The sequence below is a fragment of the Secundilactobacillus mixtipabuli genome, assembly GCF_002217925.1.
GTDB lineage: Bacteria > Bacillota > Bacilli > Lactobacillales > Lactobacillaceae > Secundilactobacillus > Secundilactobacillus mixtipabuli.
The window spans coordinates 181414-205985 of the sequence record NZ_BCMF01000001.1; the positions used below are offsets into that span (position 1 = coordinate 181414).

The 24572-nt window shown below is 44.5% G+C and carries 22 protein-coding genes and 1 tRNA gene; 10 read left to right on the top strand and 13 right to left on the bottom strand.

All coding sequences use genetic code 11. The features are described from left to right. Positions 1-47: 47 nt before the first annotated feature. On the bottom strand, positions 48-1403 hold the full coding sequence (locus IWT5_RS00765; RefSeq protein WP_089108048.1) for an S-layer protein: 1356 nt from the start codon (positions 1401-1403) through the stop codon (positions 48-50). Positions 1404-1837: 434 nt separating this feature from the next. After that, positions 1838-3043: an aminotransferase-like domain-containing protein gene (locus tag IWT5_RS00770; protein ID WP_089108049.1), complete on the bottom strand. Its 1206-nt coding sequence runs from the start codon at positions 3041-3043 to the stop codon at positions 1838-1840. Between the two features lie 184 nt (positions 3044-3227). Here IWT5_RS00770 and IWT5_RS00775 point away from each other — a divergent pair, with 184 nt between their 5' ends. The 4 genes from IWT5_RS00775 to IWT5_RS00790 all read left to right on the top strand — a co-directional run bounded on the left by IWT5_RS00775 (position 3228) and on the right by IWT5_RS00790 (position 7900). Continuing rightward, on the top strand, positions 3228-4127 hold the full coding sequence (locus tag IWT5_RS00775) for a LysR family transcriptional regulator (protein ID WP_089108050.1): 900 nt from the start codon (positions 3228-3230) through the stop codon (positions 4125-4127). Between the two features lie 199 nt (positions 4128-4326). Beyond that, entirely contained in the window at positions 4327-5832 is a 1506-nt protein-coding gene (locus IWT5_RS00780; RefSeq protein WP_089108051.1) for a DUF5776 domain-containing protein, read from the top strand. Positions 5833-6054: 222 nt separating this feature from the next. Next, positions 6055-6435 (top strand): hypothetical protein, encoded by a 381-nt coding sequence (locus IWT5_RS00785; RefSeq protein WP_089108052.1) that lies wholly within the window; start codon positions 6055-6057, stop codon positions 6433-6435. Beyond that, complete coding sequence (locus IWT5_RS00790; RefSeq protein WP_143443064.1) at positions 6371-7900, top strand: leucine-rich repeat domain-containing protein; 1530 nt, start codon at positions 6371-6373, stop codon at positions 7898-7900. The genes IWT5_RS00785 and IWT5_RS00790 overlap by 65 nt, the downstream gene beginning before the upstream one ends. A 201-nt stretch (positions 7901-8101) precedes the next feature. Here the strand turns inward: IWT5_RS00790 and IWT5_RS00795 are convergent, their stop codons facing one another. From IWT5_RS00795 to IWT5_RS00810, 4 genes are all read right to left on the bottom strand, one after another. Further along, a complete protein-coding gene (locus IWT5_RS00795) occupies positions 8102-8617 on the bottom strand; it encodes a type II toxin-antitoxin system Phd/YefM family antitoxin (RefSeq protein ID WP_089108054.1) in 516 nt (171 codons plus the stop codon). Between the two features lie 62 nt (positions 8618-8679). Next, complete coding sequence (locus IWT5_RS00800) at positions 8680-9027, bottom strand: hypothetical protein (protein WP_089108055.1); 348 nt, start codon at positions 9025-9027, stop codon at positions 8680-8682. Between the two features lie 731 nt (positions 9028-9758). Beyond that, a complete protein-coding gene (locus tag IWT5_RS00805) occupies positions 9759-9992 on the bottom strand; it encodes a DUF2922 domain-containing protein (protein ID WP_089108056.1) in 234 nt (77 codons plus the stop codon). A gap of 26 nt (positions 9993-10018) precedes the next feature. Beyond that, positions 10019-10225, bottom strand: coding sequence for a DUF1659 domain-containing protein (locus IWT5_RS00810; protein ID WP_089108057.1), 207 nt, complete (start codon positions 10223-10225; stop codon positions 10019-10021). 176 nt (positions 10226-10401) lie between these two features. Between IWT5_RS00810 and IWT5_RS00815 the strand changes: the two genes are divergently transcribed. Then, positions 10402-10668, top strand: coding sequence for a type II toxin-antitoxin system HicB family antitoxin (locus tag IWT5_RS00815; protein WP_089108058.1), 267 nt, complete (start codon positions 10402-10404; stop codon positions 10666-10668). Positions 10669-10840: 172 nt separating this feature from the next. Here IWT5_RS00815 and guaD read toward each other — a convergent pair whose 3' ends face one another. Next, positions 10841-12175: a guanine deaminase gene (guaD, locus tag IWT5_RS00820; protein WP_439959071.1), complete on the bottom strand. Its 1335-nt coding sequence runs from the start codon at positions 12173-12175 to the stop codon at positions 10841-10843. Positions 12176-12339: 164 nt separating this feature from the next. Further along, a complete protein-coding gene (locus tag IWT5_RS00825) occupies positions 12340-12591 on the bottom strand; it encodes a hypothetical protein (protein ID WP_089108060.1) in 252 nt (83 codons plus the stop codon). Positions 12592-12878: 287 nt separating this feature from the next. Here IWT5_RS00825 and IWT5_RS00830 point away from each other — a divergent pair, with 287 nt between their 5' ends. The 4 genes from IWT5_RS00830 to IWT5_RS00845 all read left to right on the top strand — a co-directional run bounded on the left by IWT5_RS00830 (position 12879) and on the right by IWT5_RS00845 (position 15716). Then, complete coding sequence (locus IWT5_RS00830; protein WP_089108061.1) at positions 12879-13148, top strand: hypothetical protein; 270 nt, start codon at positions 12879-12881, stop codon at positions 13146-13148. A 57-nt stretch (positions 13149-13205) separates the two neighbouring features. Then, a tRNA-His gene (locus IWT5_RS00835) sits at positions 13206-13280 on the top strand. Positions 13281-13653: 373 nt separating this feature from the next. Then, positions 13654-14589 (top strand): L-lactate dehydrogenase, encoded by a 936-nt coding sequence (locus IWT5_RS00840; RefSeq protein ID WP_089108062.1) that lies wholly within the window; start codon positions 13654-13656, stop codon positions 14587-14589. A gap of 368 nt (positions 14590-14957) precedes the next feature. Then, positions 14958-15716, top strand: coding sequence for a Fic family protein (locus IWT5_RS00845; protein ID WP_089108166.1), 759 nt, complete (start codon positions 14958-14960; stop codon positions 15714-15716). 264 nt (positions 15717-15980) lie between these two features. Here IWT5_RS00845 and IWT5_RS00850 read toward each other — a convergent pair whose 3' ends face one another. From IWT5_RS00850 to IWT5_RS00870, 5 genes are all read right to left on the bottom strand, one after another. Then, a complete protein-coding gene (locus IWT5_RS00850; RefSeq protein WP_089108063.1) occupies positions 15981-17138 on the bottom strand; it encodes a class C sortase in 1158 nt (385 codons plus the stop codon). Positions 17139-17169: 31 nt separating this feature from the next. Beyond that, positions 17170-18687 carry a SpaH/EbpB family LPXTG-anchored major pilin gene (locus IWT5_RS00855; RefSeq protein ID WP_089108064.1) on the bottom strand — a complete coding sequence of 506 codons (1518 nt, stop codon included), beginning with the start codon at positions 18685-18687 and terminating at the stop codon, positions 17170-17172. A 4-nt stretch (positions 18688-18691) separates the two neighbouring features. Then, a complete protein-coding gene (locus IWT5_RS00860) occupies positions 18692-19738 on the bottom strand; it encodes a prealbumin-like fold domain-containing protein (protein ID WP_089108065.1) in 1047 nt (348 codons plus the stop codon). 574 nt (positions 19739-20312) lie between these two features. Then, positions 20313-21077, bottom strand: coding sequence for a glucose 1-dehydrogenase (locus tag IWT5_RS00865; RefSeq protein ID WP_089108066.1), 765 nt, complete (start codon positions 21075-21077; stop codon positions 20313-20315). Positions 21078-21379: 302 nt separating this feature from the next. Next, complete coding sequence (locus tag IWT5_RS00870) at positions 21380-23545, bottom strand: YhgE/Pip domain-containing protein (protein ID WP_089108067.1); 2166 nt, start codon at positions 23543-23545, stop codon at positions 21380-21382. Positions 23546-23904: 359 nt separating this feature from the next. Here IWT5_RS00870 and IWT5_RS00875 point away from each other — a divergent pair, with 359 nt between their 5' ends. Next, positions 23905-24570 (top strand): D-alanyl-D-alanine carboxypeptidase, encoded by a 666-nt coding sequence (locus tag IWT5_RS00875; protein WP_089108068.1) that lies wholly within the window; start codon positions 23905-23907, stop codon positions 24568-24570. Positions 24571-24572: the final 2 nt, after the last annotated feature.

Sequence of the window (24572 nt, forward strand, 5' to 3'; positions counted from 1 at the left end):
GTCGGTTCCTTTGCTAACAAAGAACTTAATTAGCTTAAACTAACTAATTAGTTTAAGAAATCAGAGTTACCTTGTTCTGATGGAGTAGTTGAAGGAATGCTGTCAACGGCAGTACCCTTAACAAGAACTAAGCGAACGTTTTGACCAAACTTAACGTTGTTGTTAGCATCCTTTGTGTCTTGAGCACTTACAGTATAAACATCATACTTGCCATCAGCATTCTTAGCTGCTGAGTAAAGCTTTTGCCCAGCAAATGCACCAGCAAGATGTTCTGCAGGAACAGTATCAGCAGTTGCACCGTAGAGGTATTCCTTTTGTTGAGTTGGAGTTAATGTTAATTTGCTGGTGGTAGTAGTAGTAAATGGAACTGCTACATTACCATCCATAACATACAAATCAACTTTTGAAGTAGCTGCTTGGGCAACTAAGGCACGAGCAGTACCGCCAAAGTATGAAGCATCAGGAACAAGACCCTTGTATGCATAACCAGCAGGAACGTTGGCTTCAGCAAATTTATCAAGGCTTAAGCCAGCACCATTAGTTTCGTGGGTGTATTTTTGGTTAGCCTTAGTGTTTGCAGTAGTAACGAATGTCTTGTCTGCACCAGCAACAACGTTACCGTTTGAACCTTGGTAAACAACCTTGATGCTGTTATCGTTAGTAGCTTCTGGGTCAGCTTGTGGGTTCTTAACGTTAGAAGCCTTTACCCATGCGCCATTAAGTTCAGTAGTGGTAGTACCATTGCTTAACTTAGTAGAAGCAATTTCGTACCAAGTTTCGCCTTCGCGTGAAGTAGTGACGGCCTTGTCAAAAGTGAATGAAGCACCGGCATACTTGTCAGTAGCAGCTAATACAGAACCGTTAACAGTAGCGCGGCCAATCTTGTATTGTGCGTATGCTGGTTGAGCATAGAACAATGTGTTAGCATCCTTGCTAGTAGTAGCAGTTAAGTTGAATGTGTCAGTAGCTTTAGGAGCAGTAGCATCCTTAGTAGTGTTGTAAGCAGCTACACCACCGGCAAATTTGTCTGTAGCCTTACCACCGTAAACATATCCACGGTATGCACCGTCGAATGAAACAACCTTGTAGTAAACTGATCCACGATCAGTAACAGCTACACGGTATGCACGGAAGTTAGCAGCACCCTTGTTTGATTCTGCAAGCTTCTTAGCAGTAACAGTAGAAGCAACAACCTTAGCACCCTTAACAGTACCTGGCTTAGTGTAAACAGCGTTAGTACCTGTTAATGTAACGTTACGTGATGTTGCAGCAGTGGTCATAGTAGTATCTGACTTCACTGTAGCAGCTTTAGCTGAAGCGTTAGCAGTTGTTGCGCCAGCAGCGGCAACAAATGAAACTGCAGCTAAACCTAAATAAAGAGACTTCTTTAAACTAGATTGCATGTGAAATTCCTCCAAACATATATTTATGTAACTCATCAAGCATAAACAGTATACACAATATTCAAACAAATGTTAAGTAAAATAATACTCACACTTGTATTTGAAGGTTGTATAAGAGTTGCTTAACTCTATAAATGAGTCTAACTCATCACCCTACTGTCTTCAAGAATTCTGCTTGATTTGTAGCCAGCTTGTAATATTTTCACATAAGTGCAAAATGATAAATCGCTATGAAAGCCCATACATGCATGGTTTTGCGACCCTTTAACATATTATGGTGTCATAATCTGTAACATTAATATTACAAATTATTCTTAAGAATTGGGGGCGAAAGTTTATGCAAGAAAAGCTGAAATTACTGCTTAAAAATAATTTAATTTATTTTTGTGATTGACTAAATTTCTAAAATTTTCTTCTGTATTTACCAGTTGCTTCTATATTAATTGTCCCGCATGTGCCAATAATGTGCCCAATCGTTTCATCCCATCATCGATTTCGGCTGGTGTGAGACCGGTAAAGTTCAACCGCATGCCGTTGGTGTGATCCTTGTAGGCATAGAAGTTCTTGGAAGGCACGTAAGCAATATGCTGCTTAGGCGTTGCCTCGTTATATAGGAGATCCGTGGTGTTGATGGCGTCGTTCACCGTTACCCAGGTGAAGAAGCCCCCTTCTGGCTTAGTAGCAGACACGCCTTCTGGCAGGTACTTCTGGCAAGCGTCGATCATGGCTTGCATCCGCACCAGGTACTCCTTATTCAGGTTAGTGATATGATCATCCAGACTGTTATTCGCCAAGAAGTGATTGATTGCCTGTGCCGTGATGTTTGGAACTTCCAGATCCGCGGCTTCCTTCAACTTATAGAGCTGTTGGATAATCGTCTTATCAGCCACTAACCAGCCAGTCCGCAACGTTGGCATTAGCACTTTAGAAAAACTTGATAGGAAGATAACGCGGCCTTCGGTATCAAAGTGCTTGATACTTGGCAGTGATTTGCCCGTATAGCGCAGGTCACGGTACGGGGTATCTTCCAGTACGATAAAGTTATACTTGTTGGCAAGTTCGACGACTTTTTGCCGTTTTTCCAGTGACATGGTGACACCGCCTGGATTATGGAAGTCAGAAACGGTGTAGAGGAACTTGATCTCAGGGTGCTGTTTCAAGGTGGCTTCCAGCTGATCAGTGTTTAAACCGTCGTTTTCTAATTCGACTTCATAATAGGTAGGTTCGTACATATCAAAGGAAGATAAGGCACCGACATAGGTTGGTGCTTCAACCACCATGGCGTCACCCTTGTTCAGCAGTGCTTTAGCCACGAGGTCGATTCCCTGCTGGCCGCCAGCTGTCAACATGACGTTTTCAGCAGTGACATTTTCAATCTGCATCTTATCCATGGCACGTTGAGCTAACCGCTCACGGAGTTCTACGGGGCCATCTACCGTGTGGTATTGAAAGGTGTGGTTGCCTTCTGCTGCCATGGCATCTAAGTAAGCCTGCTGCATGGCTTTTGCAGGAAATAAACTCTCCGCTGGCGCACCAGCAGTAAACTTGATCGCGTCCTCGTAATTCATGACTGGGAACAGTCCGGCTAACCGTGATGGCACCTCAGGCTGAACACGTGTTGCAAATAGTTTATTATCCATATTAAAACCCTCAACTTTCATATTGTGAGACTTGTTATTTTACTGATTTGCCTTTATGGTATACTTCTTGTTAGTGTTCGTATAGCTCAAGCTGTTCACTTTTAGGTGAAAATAGTTCACCCATGTTGTTAATGTATGAGCAAACTTTAATTGGTCGTTGATTTGATTTAATGGAGGCCGTTTCATGATTCCTTTTGCTTACCAAGTTTTTAGTACCGTGATCCAAGAAGGTACCTTTCAAAAAGCTGCTTTGAAGCTGAACGTCACGCCCAGTGCGGTCAGCCATTCGATTACCCAACTTGAAACTGAACTGGGCTTCCCCATCTTCATCCGTTCCCGATCCGGTGCTGAGCTCACTGCCAACGGCCGGACGATTTTACCCATCATCCAAGAGATTTTGAACAGTCAGGCGCGATTGGAACAGGAGGCCGCCGATATTAACGGGTTGAATGCTGGTTCAATTCGGATTGGTGCGTTCTCATCCGTCTGCATCAACTGGCTGCCACCCATCATTCAGTCATTTAAGAAGCAATACCCTAATATCGACATTGCGGTGAGCCAATCAGGGTTCAACGAGATCGTGCAAAACGTGAAGAACGGGACGCTAGATCTGGGGTTTGCGGTGATGCCCGTCAGTGAGAATCTCATCGTTGATAATCTGGTCAAAGATGAAATCTACTGTGTGGCGCCGAAGGGCTTTATCCCTAGGAACAAGAAGTCCGTCACCAACGCGGATCTGGAAGACCGCGACTTCATCCTGCAGTCCGGTGACTATGACCGTGATACTAAAGCGGCGCTGGACTACTACGGCATTCAGCCAAACCTGATTCACTTCTCCATTGATGATCAATCAATCGTCGCCATGGTGGAAGCCGGACTGGGATTAGGCATTCTGCCGGAGCTGGCGTTACAGAAGATTACGGGTGACGTGGCCGTTTATCCGTTTGAGCACCCCTTCTACCGGTCGATTGGGCTGGCAACTTCGGCGGTGCAGGCCAAGGCACCGTCTACTCAGCGCATGATTGAAACAATCAAGGCGTTTGTGGAGAAGAAGTATCCGGAAGCGTTGTTGGTGAGAGAATAGTAAACCTGAATAAGCAGCACCCGACAGTTGTGTTATTGTCGGGTGCTGCTTTTATTTGTGACTAAATTTTGCGCAAACCCGCAAACTTCTGTGAAGTCGTGGTGTTTTGCTGGTGAGTGGTATTGGGAATTTGTTAAGCTGGTTTTAGAAACTAAATGTTGGATCACTAAGCCCCCCCCATGAAGGAGGACCTACTGTTATGAAAAAGAGTCTTAAACTATTTAGTAGTCTATTAGCGCTGGGCATGATGCTTGGCACAGGTGCTGGTTCGTTGTCGGCAGCAGCGCAACAGGAAGCAGGCACAACGGTGTCTACCGGTATGACCAAACTTGGTGCGTTGGAAGAACCGAGTGTTCCGGATAAAAAAACAGTTCGGTTAGATCCTAATCAGATTACGACTGCCGGCTTTAATAACGTTCCCTGCATCTCTGATGTTGCTTGGAACGATGGACAAAAAGAAGCCCTATTAGAAGGTGGTACCTTAGAAATCCCAGAGGTAGATAAAGAAGGTAAAGTCATTAAAGGTGTTGATCATTTTGCATTTAGTAAAGAAGAATTGAACGCTGAAGCTGGAGACAGCGAAGGTATGAAAGAGGTTGTTTTTGAGAATCCAGAAAATATTGAATACATTGGTCAGGAAGCATTTAAGGGTCATCAGTTGACGGAGGTCAAACTACCTAACATCAAGCTAATTTATGCAGAAGCCTTTGCTGATAACAAACTTAAGACTGTCGTCATTAACGAAGATTATGAATTGGATGACACTGCACTTAAAGGATCTGTATATAATCCTCAAATCAATTCTGACGCGTTCCTTAGCCAAAATTGGGGTGACTTAAGTTTTGATTACCAATCAACAATTTCTGTGGATGAGCTTGCTAATAAATTAAACCTCACATTCAGTATCAATAAACATAATATGGCTACCGTTAATGCAATAAACTCCCTAGGTCCTGATGCAGATAATATCACTGTAGAGGATTCCCAAGAGTTAAAGGTCAATTCGGAAAACGGTGGAACTGCTACTGTTGAGTTGTTTCATGGAACAAGTCCTATATCCGCACTTAACGGTTCGGCTAAATTAATTGTAAATGCCCGCGAACAACCAGCCCCTGGTCCTGGTCCTGATGGTAACGGTGGTGGTAATGGCGGAAGCCAACCTGATAATGGCAATAATGGTAACGAATCCGGCACCAACCCAGATACTGGCAACGGTGGTGGTAATAATGGTAACGAAACTAAACCACAACCGGCTCCTAAACCAGAAGAAAAACGGCCTCACACTGTTTACGCTAAGCGTGGCATGAGGCTGCACCGGAATGTTTCATTGACTAGCCCGATCCGGTCATACAAGAAGCAAAGTCGGGCTAAAGCAGCCAGCTTCCGAGTACGTGGTATTGAATACGACAAGAACGGCAAGAAGCGCTACAAAGTTGACGGTGGTTATATCACTGCTGGTTCCTCTTATGTAGCGGATAGTCATTTCCGTTCTAACAAGGTACGCCAAGTACGCGTGCTGAGTAACCGTGTGAATAGCTACAAGGACGTGAAACTTTCCTCGAATAAGAAAGTCCGTTCTTACAAGAAAGGCACTAAATTAAGAGTGAAACGTGTTGTAAACTGGGGTCGTGCGACTCGGTTCGAATTAACTAACGGGCGTTATATTACGGGTAATAAGCAACTGTTGATTATGGATCAGAATTAAACGATTAGGCATAAGAATCTTAAAAGCCAGAAACAGATCTCCTGCTTCTGGCTTTTCGTGTGCTCCACTGAAAATCAGTCTGTGACCAAACTTTGTACAAACCCGCAAACTTCTGTGAAGTCATGGTGTTTTAGTGGTGAGTGGTATTGTTGATTTGATATGCTGGTTTTAGAAACTAAATGTTGGATTGCTAAGCCCCCCATGAAGGAGGACCTACCTATTATGAAAAAGAGTCTTAAACTATTCAGTAGCGCGTTAGCTATTGGAATGATACTTGGAACCAATGTTAGTTCTCTGTCGGCTGTAGCTCAGGAAGCATCTGATACAACACCGACATCAAGTTTAACTATAAGCGGTATAGCTAAAAAAACAAGCGTACGCGGTGTGGAGGTTGTCTTAGGAGCAAACCAGATTACACTTGATGACAACCATTATATTTCAGCTGTTGAATGGAAAGATAACCAGAAGCAAGACTTATTAAATGGTGGCACACTAGTAATCCCAGCCAATGATAGTAATGGCAATACCATAAAGGGAATTGCCAGCGCAGAATACGCAGCAGCAGGTATTTTTTCAGACTATGCCTTGGGGGGGTCCAAGTGAAGCTTCTGGAATAAAAGGGATCAAGTTTATGTCGCCTCAAAACATTGACTATGTTGGTGCTTTCGCCTTCTTTGGAAACATGATTACAGAAGTAGAGCTACCAAACACCACCGCAATTGGTAGAGACGCTTTCTATGGCAATTGCATTGAAAAGTTGGAACTCCCAAGCGCTACCAATATTGGCGAAAATGCCTTTCAGTCAAATAATCTAGATAAGGTGGAACTTCAAAGTGCTACTAATATTAGTAAACAGGCATTTGCTAACAACAATATTACAGATGTGATTCTTCCAAGTGCCATTACTATTGGTGAACGTGCCTTTAATACCAATAACATCAAAGAATTAAAACTTCCAAAAGCTGTTACTCTTGATGAACGCGCCTTTAGTGTGAACAGCATTGAAAATTTAGAACTCCCCAAAATCAAAACTATTGGCGAGTCCGCTTTTCTGTACAGTAAATTAAAAACACTAAATCTGCCACAAATCGATAGTATTGGATCCGGAGCATTTAAATATAATTCCTTGATGGAAATTCATTTAGACCCAGATACTACTGTTCATACAGAAGCATTTAAGGATCAAAGAATTTCACACGAAATTAAGCCTAATGAACAAGGCGAGATTCAGTTTGATGATTTAAGCCCAAAATTTTTTGAAGGAACTGATGATGAACATTCTGTACTAACAAAAATACTCTTTGATGAAGGAAGCGATTCCTACCCAGTAAACAATATCACCTTGCATGCCGATAATACGAAGAAAAAAATTACCGGTGCTACTAATACAAGCCGTATCTCACTTTTTATAAATACTGAATTAAATAATGGAAATTCACTACCAGGTGACTATTCAATTGAGAGATACTCTTTAACTATTAATCCATTCAAAGAAAGTACAGATGGAAATAACAACGTTGATGGAAATGAGAATAACACAGACAATGGAAACACCGATAATAGTACTCAGCCAGACAATAATAACTCGAATAATAATGGGAACAGTAACCAAACTAAGCCTAAACCAGAAGAAAAGCGCCCTCACACTGTCTACGCTAAACGTGGTATGAGGCTGCACCGAAACGTTTCCCTGACTAGTCCGATTCGCTCATACAAGAAACAAAGCCGGGCTAAGGCAGCAAGTTTCCGGGTACGTGGGATTGCCTACGACAATAACGGCAAGAAGCGTTACAAGGTTGATGGCGGTTACATCACTGCAGGCTCATCTTATGTAGCGGATAGTCATTTCCGTTCTAACAAAGTCCGCCAAGTGCGGGTGTTGAGTAACCGTGTGAACAGCTACAAAGATGTAAAACTTTCCTCGAATAAGAAGGTCCGTTCTTACAAGAAAGGCACTAAGTTAAGAGTAAAACGTGTCGTGAACTGGGGTCGTGCGACTCGGTTCGAGCTCACTAATGGACGTTATATTACTGGGAATAAGCAACTGTTGATTATGGATCAGAAGTAAGATTGTATGTATGACAAAAGAGCTGGAGACGAATTGCCTCTAGCTCTTTTTGATTGTTTTTTAATTCTACTTTGTTGAAACATGTTCAGGAGAGCAGCGACTTGCATCTAAGTCACTTCCGACAGAACCCACGTCAAAGACCAACGTGCCTTCCGTCAGAAGCGCCTTAGACTCCAGTCTCAAACCGCTCCCCTTCGCACTCTAATCTTCCATCGCATCCGCAATATCCTGCTTATCCAGCACCATGCCAATCGTATTCTGGAACATGTCATAATCCTTCATGCTGATCACAACGTAGCGGCCGATACCATCTTCCGTAATGAAGACGGGTTGGAAATCGTACACTTGGGACAAGACTTGTTTAGGCTGCTTCAGCGCATTCATTGGGCGAATGACGGTTTCTTTTGGCGCAATCAAATGCTTGAATCGGTCCAACTCCACATTGATGAAAGTCGGCATTTCATCCGCATCACCAATTGGCAACGTGTCTTCTGGTTCGGGCAGATCTTCGTGATTCATGATCCGTTCCATCAGCAGTGTGCCGATCATTTCTCGCCCTCGAGTCAGCACATCATACACTGATTTACCAGCCACCGTCTGATCAACGACTGGCATGTACATCTGGTACGGCTGTTCTTCGCGCTCGTCGTGGCGAATTAAGCCGGAATACGTGAGATACATTGGTGCTAAAGAATCAATTGGATCAAAAAAAGCCATCGTGTTACCCCGTTTTCGTTTAATTGTTACAGGGATAACTATGCAATGACCTTTAATTTAGTTTATCTAAATTTGAACCAGCTAGCGTCGTTCCAGCCACGCTGAACGATATACGTGTAATGTGAATTGGAATTAAATCGCCCAGAATTAAGTACCCATGAGTAGTTGGTATCGTAGTGGCCTAACTTGTAGTGTGCGCCACGATGGAGTTTATAAGACTTCACCGCCCGACTTTTGTACATCGGGCTCACAATCTTAATCTTCTGAACCTTAACCGTTTTCTTGATTGTCACCCAATGATTATGTGCCCAATGACTGGCAAGTGCATGAGCAGTCGTCTGGTGAAACGACAATCCTGTACCAAGTGACACAACAGCGACCAACAACGTGAGCATCTTTTTCTGACTCATTTATATATCCCCAATCTAAAGTCTTTCGCTATTAGTGTAGCACTTAGACATCAAAAAAGACCTTCCCTACATGAATAAGAGAAAAGGTCTCTTAGTTGGGTAACAACCTCAGCACCACCATAGTGGCCTGAAGCCCGCAAAATTAAAAGTGTGTCATCGCTTGGATGCACGAGATCTACCTATACAGCAGAAACGGTTTTGACCGTTGGCAAGGCATGAGGCCTATATATCTTTAAGGGAGGATAATATACCCATAACGCCGGCACTGCCTATCGCCACCTGCATAGGCGTCTATCTTTCGGTTCCACGCCCAGTGCTTGATGTATATATTGTTGGGGATTGTGACTCAGTCTGAAACGTTTTTTATGGGTAAAACGCGCCAGACAATATTAACGGTAGTCTTACGACACACCGTTAAAACTTCTTCCATTGTAGACTGAATTTTGAATTAAAGCTATCAAAGTCCCTCGGTTTTGTGAAAATAATTTTCTCAACACTGATTTTACGGGCTGAATGTAACCAAAAAGATTGGCCAGCCAGCGTCAAATTCACGCCAGTTGACCAATCTTATTTAGTGGATCGACCAGAGGCTTAACGCCAACATGATCAATTCAGTATTTTTCAGGTGCAGCGCCGCGTAAAAGACCAGCGCTGCGATAATCAATTGTCGCTTCATCAATATCGCCCCCCGACCGTTCATGTTGTAGAGAATAAATTGGGGGCGGTACTGGTTAGACCGTGTAGAGTTCTTGCGTAGTGGTTTTGACGTATGCACCGCTGACGGCAGTCACGTAGAGGGTTACACCCTTCCGGTGAAAGAGGTCAAGAGTTGCGATCGTGTTCATTGCCTCAGCAATTGTTTCACTCGTTAAACCAGAAACCGCCTTTGGAAAACTAAAGGTGTGCACCTTTTCGTCTGAACCTGTAAAACGTAATTGTAAAACTGTCTTTTCTTCGTTATTCATGAGCTAATCTCCTTTGAGTAAGTGGCTTAAGCGGCTTGAGTTTTGTTGTCAGTAGTGGTGACGTAGGCAGTAAAGAATGACATGCCAGTTAACTTTTCAATCACAGCAGCAAACTTCGTAATTTGATCATCAGAAGGTTTTTCAATCAAGTTGTTGTAAGTGTAGCGAATCTTCTTGTCATTTTCGTCAATCATAATCAGAACCAAGTTAGTTTTATTCCAGATAGTATTCATTTAAATCACTCCAGTTAGTTAGTTTTGTAAGTGTTGGCCAACGCCCTACACTTATACAAACAAATCAGCGGGCAAAAGTGTCAACCCGAATTCACGAAAACTTTGAAATCACGTGTAATCTTCGGTAGAATAGAGGAGTTGATTTAAATTGTAACTCAAATTCAGGAGGCTATCTCATGGCTCAACGGCTTGTATATCCAGCAATCTTCGACCCAACAGTAATGATCAACCGTGTTCAAGTCACGGTTCCAGACGTGCCCGGCGTTAAGGTAATGGGCACAGCAAACGATGACGCAGCGCAAAAGGCAGCTGAAGCAGTCGGCACTAAGCTGGCAAAATCAGATGATGAACTACCGGTTCCAAGCACACCAGGCGAACTTAAAACCAAGCCAGGACAAACGGTTAGTTTTATTGTGTTGGATTTGGATGAGTATAAGAAATAGAGGGTGAGCGGATAGAGACTGGAGCGTAAGTTACTTATGGTGAAAATCCTGAACTTGGGATTTTTGCCATGAGTGGCTTACGTGCAAGTCTCTGCTCACCTGAACACGTTTCAAAATAGTATATGAAAAGGCCATCTCGACTTGAGATGGCCTTTTTTGAAACCCTGCATTGCTATTTAACCCGTGTCCCCTGCACGTACACCTGATTAATATCTGCCTTTGAAGTTTGATACATCAACTTCTCGAAGATATTATCAGTGGTCTCAGTTTGAAAATCATTTTGCATTGAAACCACCTGTAGATCCGCCAAATAGCCTTCAGCAATCTTACCCGTTTGAAGGTGCAGACTCTCAGCGCCACCTAGTGTGGCAAGGTAAAAGGCGGTTTTAACGCTAATGGCGCTCCCATCTACCCCACGCTTATCAGGCAGCAACTGATTATCCACGCCATCTTGAAGCATCCGTGACGACATCACCGCCTGCCGGATATTTTGGTAGAGACTTGGCGAATAACCGCCAGAAATGTCCGTACCCAATCCCGTTTTGATGTGATGAGCTAACACCCGGTTAACGGGCAACACCGCGTTACCGAAGTAAACGTTTGAAATGGGACAGTGCGCGATAGCCACCTGTTTTTGAGAGAACAGGTCGTAGTCATGGTCATTCAGCAGTGTGCCATGCGCCATAACCGCTTTATCCGTTAGTAAACCGTAGTGATCTAAAACATCGGCGTCGCGCATGTGGTAGTGTTCCAGCGCGTAGCCATTTTCCCAATCACTTTCACTGCAATGTGATTGAACCGGCAAATCATATTTGCGGGCTAAGTCACCCAACCCCTGAAGGCTGGCTGGCGTGCAACTAGGAACGAACCGTGGTGTGATGACCGGCGTTTGTTTCAGGTCAGTCGTTTGATTGAGTTCGTTTAACTGGTGGATGAATTGTTCGGTCTGATCAACGGCCACTTGCGCTGAGGCGTCCTGATAATAATCGGGTGTCTGCTCCGGATTGTCCATGGCTACCTTGCCAATAAAGCCACGCTGGCCATACTGAATGCAGGCCTTAGCCAGTTCCAAGTTTGCGGCATTATGAATCGTGCCAAAGTAGAGTGCGGTGGTCGTGCCATTTGCCAGTAGTTCCTGAATCAGACCATCATAAACTAATTTTGCAAAGTCGGTGTCTTGATACTTGGCTTCTAACGGGAACGTGTAGGTATCCAGCCATTCATTTAGCGGCCGGTCTAACGCCAGTCCAGCGTTGGGCCACTGCGGAGCGTGAATATGCAGGTCAATAAAGCCGGGTAAAACATACTGATTCGGCTGCAGCGTCGTCAAGGTATCATTTGCCTGTGCCGTCTGCTTCACCGTCGCATAATCTGGGTCAGTGTGCGCAATCACTCTAGCGATATACCCGTTATTGTCTAAACAGATGAGTTGCCGTGCCTGATAACTAATTTCGGTTTGCGAAGATGGCGAGAAACTTGCCCCTTCGATGACTGTTGAATATGAAATAGTGGTCCACCTCGCTTAATGTGTGTTGAATAATCACGAACTACAATATATTTTTATACTAAATTGTTCGTTAATTTTACTTTTATCTTATTATACCCACCACTGACAAGGACTTCAAACACAAAAAAACGACCACCAGCAAAAATACTGGTAGTCGTTTCCGTTTAACTTGCCGCTCGATTTTGATCGACTATTTTCCAGCCATCAAGCAACTTGTCACTATTTACATACTGTTCCACGACCCATTTCGGGCGCTTAGTAATTTGGGTAACCATTTGTAGGCTATCTGTCCGGTGTACAATGTGCTCGTCTGGCTTGGTAACAACGTAGCGTTTAGCCACGACCATTGCCCCCTTCTCAAACCAAAGGAAGTTCCACAACTCGGTATCGTACTCGTTCACTTTCAGGATAGCCATAGTGTAACACAAGAACCTGTGAAAGCAAGCAGACTGCAATGAGAATAACTGCTGTTTATCTGCGTAAATAGCTAGGGTGATTGGGGAAGAACTGGTTGCTGACAAGTTTCCAAGAAAGATAGTTTCAAAATGAAAATGGTTAATGGTCAGTCAAAATTGAGTGCTGGTTAGCGCCTAGCATTTTTGCGCTCCAGATTATTAAAACAATTCTCGCCAGCTATACCCACCACCCGCATTTTGCCGTATAATGTAGCTAAAATCCACCGGATGAAAAGGGGCTGGCAGTAATGGACGCTCAATCAGGCAAAATTCAACGTAACGCAAACGGGGACCTCTATTTGAAAATCCCCGATGAACTTTTGAAGCAGCTCGAACTCAGTGAAGGCGATGATGTTGATCTCGTCCCAACTGCCCTAGGAGTTGAGATTCGTAAAGCAGACGCTGTTACGCCGCAGTTCTGGGAACCATTTTCTCAGTCCGTAAGCGAATATCAACGGGCTTTACGCATGATTCAAAACGACGAGACTGACAAAAACGGCGATACTTCTGCAAAATAATTAAAATTAACTTTTCAACTTCACCCGATTTATGGTATCATGGTTATTGTTGTGATGGCGGTATTGGTGAAGTTTGGTTAACACACCGGATTGTGGTTCCGGCACGCGTGGGTTCGAGTCCCACATACCGCCCTAAGATAAAAAGTCGTCTGATCTGTTGATCAGGCGGCTTTTTTGTTCGATTGAACCTGATTATTTTACCAGAGTAATCAGAATATGCTATACTTTACACGTAAAAAGGATCAGTGATTGCACACTGATCCCCTTACAGCCGCTTCAAGAACGGTGGTAAGTTACAGACGACACGAAGTCACCCTAAACTCGCCAAAGTTTATTGCAGGGTGGCTTTTTATAAAGAAATCACCCCTGCTGAGCCTTGATATTTCAAGGCTCTTTTCATTTTGTCATTCATTATTCATGAATGTGTTGTTGACAACGCAACAATCGACTGGTATCTTAATAGCATTAACACATATTAAATTTTAATTAGAAGAAGGCAATACATATGAGAAAATACGCAATTATCGGTGTCGGTCACGTTGGTGCAACAGTCGCTTATACCCTTGTCTGTCAAGGAATAGCTGATGAATTAATTTTAATCGATAAAAATGAGAAAAAGGCTCGTGCTGAGCAATTAGATTTACAGGATACACAAGCACGACTAGATTCCCACACCACGATCAAGATCAACGACTACTCAGAATTAGCCGACACCAACATCTTATTCGTCACTTCCGGTAATATTCACGCCTTGGACCATGCTAGTGGCAACCGTTGGGCTGAATTTGAATACACCCGTGAAATTGTCCAAGACATCGCACCAAAAATTAAAGCTTCTGGCTTCCATGGTGTCCTGATCGATGTCATGAATCCTTGTGACTGCATCACTTACTACCTGCAACAAGCCACTGGCCTACCTGCTAACCGCGTTTTGGGAACGGGAACTTTCCTCGATACCGCCAGAATGCAAAAAGTTGTTGGTGAAAACTTCAACGTGGATCCGAAGAACGTGTCTGGCTACACCCTAGGCGAACATGGTGAATCACAATTTGTTGTCTGGTCCACCGTTTCCGTCAATGGCCTACCGATCGAACAATTAGCCGAAGAACGTCATCTCGACCTTGAAGACTTAGAACGTCAGGCTCGTGGCGGTGGCTGGGCTGTTCACTCCGGCAAAGGTTATACCAGCTATGCGATTGCGACCTGTGCCGTTAAATTAAGCCGTGCCGTTTTAGATGATGCTAACTTGGCCTGCCCTTGCTCATGCTACAGCGACAAGTACAACACGTACGTTGGCCATCCAGCCATCGTTGGCAAAGACGGTATTGTTGAAGCACTCCGCCTACCAATCACAGACGCAGAGGAACAAAAATTAGCTGAATCAGCCGGCTTCATCCGTGAAAAGTTTGAAACCCTGCCAGCTGTTAAACAGGAAGTTTAATTTAATAACCATAAGGGTACCTGAGGGAAATTTTCCTTCAGGTACCTTTTTAATAACTACATTAGTCGGAGACCGTCAGCGAGTTCACCTGCTGCGAAGGTGGTGTTAGGGCTTCTGCCCTTACACCACGGGGCGACATTCGAGACACGCGGGTTTGGCGTGGCTTGAATGCGAGGTGAAAGACCGTTCCTCAGGCTTTCACCGGTCTCCACAGCGGTGAACTCGCTGACGGGTGTAGGCACAACTACTTTTGAATTGCTTTCACCCTCAGCATTCAGTAGAGTATAGATATCAAAGACAAGAAGCTGGTGATATTTTTGACCTTCTCTCAGGTAATTCAAAGTGACCTAACTGTCTTAAAGAAAAAGATGGATAGTTATAAATCTCTATCTAAGAAGCAAGACGAAATTTTAGAAGCGCAGATTCGATATGAACATGTATGGTCTTCAAATGCCATTGAAGGTAACACCTTAAAACGTTACGAAACAACTTCAATTTTACAAACTGGCCTAACTTCTCAGGGAACACCGATAAAAGATGTTCTAGAAACGTTAGATTTAAACGATGCCTATAATTACATGATGGATTTAGTTAGTCGCAAGCAACCTCTTACCCAACAAGTCATTCGTGACTTAAACCGTTTTGTCACCGCAAAAACGGCTAAAGATTTGAGTGCTGCTGCCCGTTATCGTGCAATTCTTGTCTGGCCGAATGGGTTACAAAATCATCCGTATGTTGAGCCATTTGAAATCCAACCGGCAATGGATGATTTAATTACTTGGTCACGAACTGCTCAGAAGCAATTACATCCCGTTCAGTATGCTGCCGACTTACACCAAAGATTTGTCTCAATTCATCCCTTTGAAGATGGTAATGGTCGAACCGCACGATTACTCATGAATATGGCACTTCCTCAAGCTGGGTACCCAATCGTTAACATCCAGCCAAACGCAAAAGAACGTACCGCTTATATGAACGCATTGGAAACTTCACGGATTTCCCATGATGCTTCTCAGTTCGAAAATATCATTGCTAACTATAGTGTGGAAGCATTAAATAATCGTATTAAGACGCTAGCATTAAACGAACAAAATATTAAAGATGCTGATCAGGACTTCGACCTTTAAGGGGTTGCGGTCCTTTTTTAGCTTCGTTAGCCGGAAACCGTCAGCGAGTTCACCTGCTGTGAAGGTGGTGTTAGGGCTTCTGCCCTTACACCACGGGGCGACATTCAAGACGCGCGGGTTTGGCGTGGCTTGAATGCGAGGTGAAAGACCGCTTCTCAGGCTTTCACCGGTCCCCACAGTGGTGAACTCGCTGACGGATGTAGGCGATAATCACACAAAAAGAGCCCCGAAGAAAAATTCTCCGAAGCCCTTCATTATTAATCCTTAACGCTCAACTAAAACCTGCCACTGCCCTTCTTGCGTATTTACAAGATGAGACTGCTTTTTGCGGGGATAAAACGCCATCTCTGATTGTTTAAGCCGCTTAACACCTACTCGCAGATAAGTAGTCAATGGATCATGCCAAACTAAGCGGTAAATAGCTCCCGGCAAATGCTCAATCAAACAATGACCGGTGCTATCAGACGTCACTGTCAGCGGTCTGCCATCACGGTAAAGCACCTTGCCATTTCGCTTTCGCAACTCAAACGTCGCACCGGCTACCGGTTGACCAGCCGTATCGAGGCATTGAAATTGCAATGTAAAATTGCGCCGCTTCAACATCGAACGGTAAATTTGACGCCAAATCAATCTCAATACCGCAAGAATGGCTAGGATACAGGCAAGTAAAATGGCAATCTGCTGCCATTTTTCCGTCAGTTTAGCTTGACTAACATCCTTGGCAACTGCTGGTGTATACGACACTCGTTTACCCGTGATGAGCAACCGGTGTGAGTTAATCATATACGGTGTGCAGGTCAATAAAGTCGCAATGTCTTGCCCTGGTTTGCGTTTCAAAGTACTGGTATTAGTAGGCTCAACGACTTGAATCTGAAACACGCGATAGGCTAAATGTTTACCGTAGATTTTGAAAACAAAGAGGTCCCCTGATTTGACCCGGTTTAAATCAGAAAAAAGTCGGCGATCAACTAGGCCGCGATGACCCGCAACAACGGTATGCGTGCCACGTCCGCCCGTGGGCATCGATGTCCCTGGTACCACAGCAGAACCAACTTCTAATGAAGCATCATTCAGCGTCTTAAACACTGGGACAGTGAGTGCTAACTTGGGGACCGTGACCGTACCAACCATGTCCCGTTTTAGATTCACGGCGGTTTTCTTGCTTAACCCAGAGAATGGATCACGACTGGTATCATTCGCCAGTTCTCCCCTGGTATTATCATGCTTCAAGGCAGCCAGACGTTGTTTAGCATTCGTTTCATTTTGCCGCTGAACCCGCTCCATCCGTTGCTGATCCAGCAGATCGTTTAGTGAACCGACGTAAAAGGGGTACAGCGCAATAGCCACGCCCACGATCAGCAATATGCTGCCAATAAGATGCGTAATGGTAACTCGTGGTCGCTGCGGCTTTGATTCATGCACGTGAAATCCCCCTTTTAACTAAAATAATAGTTTAAATTTCTTCGTGGCGTTTGCTGCGTTTGAGGAAGAAAATGCCAGCACCAATGATGGCCGCACCGACGAGAATAACGATATAGATCCCCATACCACCGGTGTGCGGTAAGCCATTATTCGCCACAGTATTGGTAATTTTTAAGACGTTACTTTCCTGGTATGAATCCTTGTCGACCCTAAAATTTTGTGGTTCGGTTAACAGCTTATAGCCGTTGGGCGCTTTTACTTCGGTCAATGAATAATCACCGAAACTTAACCCCGTAATTTCAAACTGACCATTGTCTCCTGAAGTCAGGATGACGGCATTCTTCGCTAAAGCTTCAGGGTCGTAATTTTCATTATCAAAACCAGCAGGCAGGGCTTTCCATTCATAACCTTTACCCGAATCCGTCAGATATTGTTTACCGTCCTTGTCGGTTACTAAGAATTCGGCACCTTTTAACCCATCACCCGTATCAGCATCCGTCTTTTCAAACTTCGCACCGCCCGTGGTGATTGGGGTAGTCCCATGAACTTTAGGCTGGTTGTTTAAGCTAATAGCGTTGTTAATCGTGTTACCCGGTACCAACTTTTGATTAACCGTTGCGTCGTAAGTGATCAGGAGCGTTTTCCCGGCGTATTTGGCGAGTGATTCTGGGTCAAAATGAAGCGTAAACGAACCATCATGATTCAGTGTAGGAGATTGCAAACCAAACACAGGTGTCTTTTGTTCATCAACAACCTTGATAGTAGCAGTATTAATATTCAGCCCAGCATCTGGGGTATCGGTAATATCAAATCGACTCAAAGACTTAATGTCAGTTGGCACAACAACGCTGACTGTATAACTCACTAGATCCCCATAACCCAAAACAGCATCTGTAACGGCTGAGTCTTTTGCATCAGTAATTTTGCTGAGACTATCCAGCTTGTTTAAATCTTTAGTCAGTGTCTTCTTAGTCTGGTTTTTAGGATAGATGTGCAACGGATCATCTTTAGTACTGGTTTGATTAAGTGGCATCACCAAAACGATTGGATCAGCAGTCTTAACAACTGACTGATTACCATTGAATTCCTCAGTCATTGATCTAGTTTCGCGAATCAAATACACGGCATTTTTACCCGCTTCATGCTCACTTTTCACGGGTAAAGCAAAGTCAGCCGTTCCGCTAACGTTGGTTATTTTGGGATCGCCAAATTGATACCCACTAGCTGCAGCTTTAACTGCATTCTTCTGAATCTTACTTTGACGGGTTGCTGAATCACCGGATAACAGGTTATAGCTCCTGGTGATATCGTAAACAGTAAACTCAACCCCCTTCAGTGGCGTACCACCCTGAAGCTTTTCGTCAGATAACGCTTCGCCTGCTGGTAACTCTGGTAAAGGCTTGTCTGCACTAAAAGCGAGCTTGTGCAACCGAATATAAGTCGTGTCTTGACGACTAGCCGCTTTAGCACTGGGAACACTGGTTAGGCCAGTAAACGCCAGTGGTAATACCAATAATAATGCCGCCATGATATGTTTTAATTTATTCATTAACTTAACGCTCCTTCTTGGAAGTGTATGTGTGCTTATAGTGACGTAGCAACCCTGCTGCGACGAGGATGATAAGCCCGCCAGCAACAGCTAAACTTGTTCGTTCTTCATTTGTCTGCGGTAGCCAAAACGGTGTGTTTCGTTTCGCCGACCGCGCTTTTTGATCATGCTGTTTTTGCGAAACGGTGACTTGACCCTTATTTGTGCCACCATTAACGCGCTGGTCTTCAGTTGCTGATGTATCAGTGGTTGGCAGCTGATGGTTATAGACCCGAAGTGCTTCTTGTGAAGCTGAAATGGCTGGGACACGATCTACTACTAGCGGCTCTAAAGCTGTGGCTTGCACCTGAATTTGTCCACTAGCTGGCACGTGGACGCTAACATGTTGTGCCGCCTGATCGATAGCATAGCCCGTTGGTGCCTCAACCTCTTGAAATTCATAATCACCGGGTGAAAGCGTTGGGCCATCATAGCGAACGCATCCCGCCTTATCTGAACTAAACCGCTGAACTGTTGCGGTTTGAACACCGCTCCAGTCGCCACTCTCAGTCAGATACAACCGCTGGCCAGCAACCACCTGAGTCAACACAAATTGGGCGCCGGCTAAAGGCCGTTTGGTACCATCATTTCCCGTTCCGTACTTATAAAAATAAGGCTGCTCGACAACCGTGGTTCCTTTTGCTTCAATCGTTTCCATCTGATCATTGGCTCTCAGCATTAGCGGTTGGACCCAGCCTTGCGCCACAAACGGTGTTAACTTGGTCTTTTGGACCAGTAAATATGCTTGGCTAGGCTGACCCCTAAACTGAATCGTCGATTGACCGCTTACCACCGTCATGGCTTTCAACTTCTTTTGCCTGACAAATTGGTTAATCGCTAACGGTGGCTTTCCAGCGACATTTTTCTGCAGCTGCTGCCAATCCCTTCCGCGATAAACTCGCTTATCGACCCCATAAACGTTCATCGTGACGGACTGATTACTTACGCGACTCGTTTCGGGTAGCTGGACACTAACTAATACCGCCGCAACGCCAGTTTTGGGTTCGCTCATTAAACTCCCCCAACCCGTGAGTAGCAGTAAAATGCAACCTATCAGTAACCGCCATTGCTTCACCTATCATCACCTGCCTTCCTCTCTTATGCCGACAAACATCAACACCAATGGTACGAGATAACGTTCAGATCCCCCTAAATGAACCCTTAACCAGTCAAGTAAAAAGACAATGAGTTTTCCCCAACTTTGTCTGTCTTATATGTGATACTTTTTAATAAAGACTGACTATATCAAGTAACCCCTCATAACCTTCATGAGAAACTAAGAAAAGCGCTCTCATTTTAGACACTAGAAATGGGTATTTTATATTCATTATTCATTTATAATATTAGTTGTCTCTAACAAGCTTCTCATTTAAACGCCAATTTAACGGGGTTTTAGTTATCTCAAGGTTCAATATTACTATACGATAATATGCATTTCAATAACTATTTTGTATTAAAATATGCCCGAAAACACTTGATTTTTATCAGTTTCTGAGCTTCCCCGTCAAACATAAAAAAGCTTCACAGAATCAAGTCAATCGACTCAAAACTGCGAAGCCTAAACGCTTTATGCTATTAAATTTAACCTAGTATGCGGTCCAGCCGCCATCCACCGGCAAAATTGCGCCATTGACATAAGAAGCTTCATCTGAAACCAGGAATAAGGCAGCTTGAGCAATTTCCGAAGCTTCTCCAAGCTCTGGCGACGTTCCCATACCAGCTGCTTGTCGTTCATAACCAGCCTTATCGATTCCTTTCATAGACTCAGCAATGTTGGTCTTGATGCCACCAGGGGCGATGGCATTTACCCGAATCCCATCATTTTCATACATATAAGCCGTGTTTTTGGTCATCCCGACAACCGCGTGTTTCGAGGCTGTATAGGCAATTCCGGCTCGTGCGCCGTTCGTGCCGCCAACGGAAGCAATATTCAAGATAGTCCCAGAATGCTGCGGCTGGAAGAGTTTAATCGCTTCTCGCGTTGCATAGAGAACACTGTCTGTATTAATGGCCATCACCTTATGATACATCTCATCGGTAACGTCGCCAGCTGGTGCCATATTGTCCATCACACCGGCGTTATTGACAACAATATCGACTTTCCCGTAAGTATCCAAAGCAACTTTGAAGAAGTTTTGGACGTCTGCCAACTTCGAAACGTCAGCCTCCACCGCTGTTGCAGCAGGTGCTTTCTGGTTAATACCATCGACAACACCATTCAGCCGTTCGAGATTCAAATCGACGGCCACCACCTTGGCCCCTTCTTGGGTAAATAACTGTGCCATGGCAGCTCCCATCCCTGAACCAGCACCAGTAATAATAGCCACTTTATCCTTCAAACGATCCGTCATCATCATACTTCCTTTCCGTAGACCTCTCTTATGTTTAAAGTATAGCATTTCAGTGATGGTAGCGGTTACAAAATATAATTGTTCTCAATTTAACTGATTTAACTGACTGTAGCCGCAGGCCGCCCGTGGGTTGCTCTGCTGTGAAGGTGCTGTTAGGGCTTTAGCCCTTACAGCACCTTCACAGCAGAGCAACCCACGGGCGGCCGAAGGCGGACCCACAAACCACTTGACACCCAAAGGACATCAAAAAGAGCCCTAGGAAATTCATCCTAAGACTCATCTAAATCGATCTAAAATTAATTTTACTGTCCAATCCCAGTCCGACTAAAGTCCGACAGAATCCGTTTGGTAAAGTCCTGCGCTTTAATTTTCAGGAAATACCCCAGCATAAAGGTGACGATAAACATCATGATCAACACGATGGCATCAATAAAGACCGTCTGCATATTCGGTCCACCAACCGCTTCACGGAAACCGCCAACACTATAAGCAAATGGTGCCAGCCGGTAAGCAACACGGTAGAAGGCTGGATCAAGCTGAACGGGATACAGCGCGCCAGACCCTGCCAGCTGAAGTGCCACCAGGAAGATGACGATGGCTTTCCCAAGGTTGCCAAAGGTCGCGGCCAATCCGTAGATGATGGCCGTAAACAGCAGTGAAGAAAGCACCCCGAAAAGCACCATGATAAAGACGCTTTCCACTTGTACACGTAAGAAGAGAATCGAGCTAAAAATAATAATCATAGTCTGAATCAGCGATAACGTCAGGAAGGTCAGAAACTTGCCGCAGAACTCTTCGTGAACGGTCATGTTGTGGAACCGGCGCTGTTCACGGGGAATGGTGGTGTGAAGAATCATGACCAGCATGGTACAGCCGATCCAAATCGACAGGCAGACGTAGGTTGGCAGGAAGGCCGCCCCAAAGGTGCCCACACGATAGATACTTTGATTTTTCACATTGAATAACGAGACCAGCGTATTGCCCATGGTCTTCGGATTATTCTGCAGCACCGTGATGACACTCACAATGTCGTTGTTGCTGGTCAATTTCAACTGATTAGCGATGTTTTGAATATCATCCTGATAACTGGTCAGCTTACTTTCGAGGTTGGAGCTGCTTTGCGAAATTAACTGATTACCCTGAATCGCATTGTTCAGATAATCTTCGTTAATTCCCTTAGCCTGTCTCAACTCACCCAGAATTGACTGTGACTTGGAAACAGCTGAGATCAAGCTGCCGCTGATCCCATCCAAGTGGGTTTTAACGGAACTGTTATACTGACTCAGCGCTGAATTCATGCCAATAGTAATCCGGTGGGTATTGTTAGCCGCACTGGCGATATCACCGGATGTCAGCCGTCCCTGACGATCCAAGGTCCCTTTCAGTGATCGTAGCTGCGACTTCTCGGTGTTTAATAGGGAGACAACGTTACCCAAGTTATCATTCAGGCCACTAATCGCTGCCAAATGAGATTGCCCGTTGATACTCTTTAAGAATGACTGTAACGGCGTCACTTGCCCCTTTAGCAAATCAACCTGCGAAATGGCACGGTTCAGCATGTCGTTAACGGCACTCTTATTGGTAGAACTGGCCGAGCGGTTCAACTGCTTAACGATACTGTTCAAGCGGTTAGCGCTAGCGGTGGCGCTGTTCAAATTCGTGTTCAGGCTACTAAACGCCTTATTAACGGAACCTTGAACACTGTGCAGTGACGCCATGGTGGCCGAATTACTCTGTTGCAACACGTCCACGTTCTGTGAGGCTGACATCACGGGTTTTAACCCGGTCAAAATTGCCTGCATGTTGGTTGACGTGTGGTTGATTTCGCCTAAGGCGCCGGTTGCAAGATCCATGGAATCACTGAGGGAAATGATCCAGTCTTTCAAAGCAAGGATCTGCCCTTGCTGACTCTTAGCTTTATCGCCCAAAACGTTCAGCTTCGAAAACAAGGTGGTATTCACCGTTTCCAGGAAGTTTGTTTGAACTTGGCTAACCAGTGTTTTAGCAGCCGTTTCAGTGATCTTACCACCCATAGGTGCATCCCGGCTATTCGCTTTATAAATGAGCTTAGCCCGGTGCGGATTGTCACTAGCGATGCTGGCAAGCGATTGGGAGAAATTGCTAGGAATAATGATTTCCGCATAGTATTTGCCTTCTTTTACACGGGCATCCGCTTTTTCAGCCGAAGTAAACTGCCAGTCCAGCCCCGGTTTTTCTTTAAGCGTCTTAACAACGGTTTTACCAACATTGAGGTTTTTCCCTGCAATACTGGCCCCGGTATCGTGGTTCACCACCGCAACGGGAATATTTTTAATTTCGGAAACGTCATACGGGTTCCACATGGCCCGGACGTTGATCAGCGTATAAAGACTTGGCAAGATGCACAGCGCCAGAATCATGACGATCACGAGCGGTGACGTGAGCATCGCCTTTAAGTCACGTTGATAGATTGCTTTGATGTTTTCCATTTAAACCATCCTTCTATTCGTTGCGTTTCGGCCAAATGGACCAACTTAGCATACTGTTACATATTCTAGGGGACAAACTGGCGGATTTCAAGCATTGGCGGAACTATACTGAACATCACTACAGTTTCGAGAAACAATACATTCTATCGTAAATTGTACTAAAATATATCGAAATAAGCGACAAGTAAACGAGTGAAATTTCAATCTTTACCCCTTTTCAGGAGCTTGTTTCAAGGAGATTACAGGAATTTCGGATAAATGATGTTATACTATTTTCAAATATAACGTTGCTGGCTGACTGTTCAACGGCCACCAGCCAAACTGAAATGATTAATTGATATAAAGGAGCATCCCCTATAATGAAGAAACCATTTTTGATCATCGCATTATTCGCAGGTCTGTTGACCGTCTTTAGTTTCAGCACCCCCGCAGCAGCTAAGAGCAAAGGCGCCAAGGTATTATCCTCGCGGACGCTGTCGACTAAACCCTACCACGCGGTAAGCGGTTATCTTTACACCAGCACAAGCCTGACCAAGAAGGCGCACAACGCTGATAATTATCCATTTACCATCTTCTACACTTATAAATCTGACACCGTTCGGAAAGCCAACGGCAACAAAGCCGTTTACTACTACGTTAGAAACGGCAACGGTAAGGTGAAAGGCTGGATCTGGCGCGGTCACCTTGTCCGGGTAGTGGATACGCAAAAGCAGCTGAGCCAAATCAACCAGCTTGTTGACCTGATCGACTCAACTTCCACTAAGACACATAATCAAATCATGGCGTTGTTGACGGCCGTTAACAGCAACACCACGTTACCAACACTGATCAACAACCTAATTGAGCTGCAAAACAAGATCAACAACAGTTCAGATATTGCGAAATTAAACCAAATCATTGTCATGCTTCAAAATAACTTCTCCACCAGCGTCAACAATCTCTACAACACGGTGCAGGCTTTGAATAATTTGAATAGTAAATTATCACCCCTGATTGCCGGTTTACTGACTCATACCAACGCCTAGTG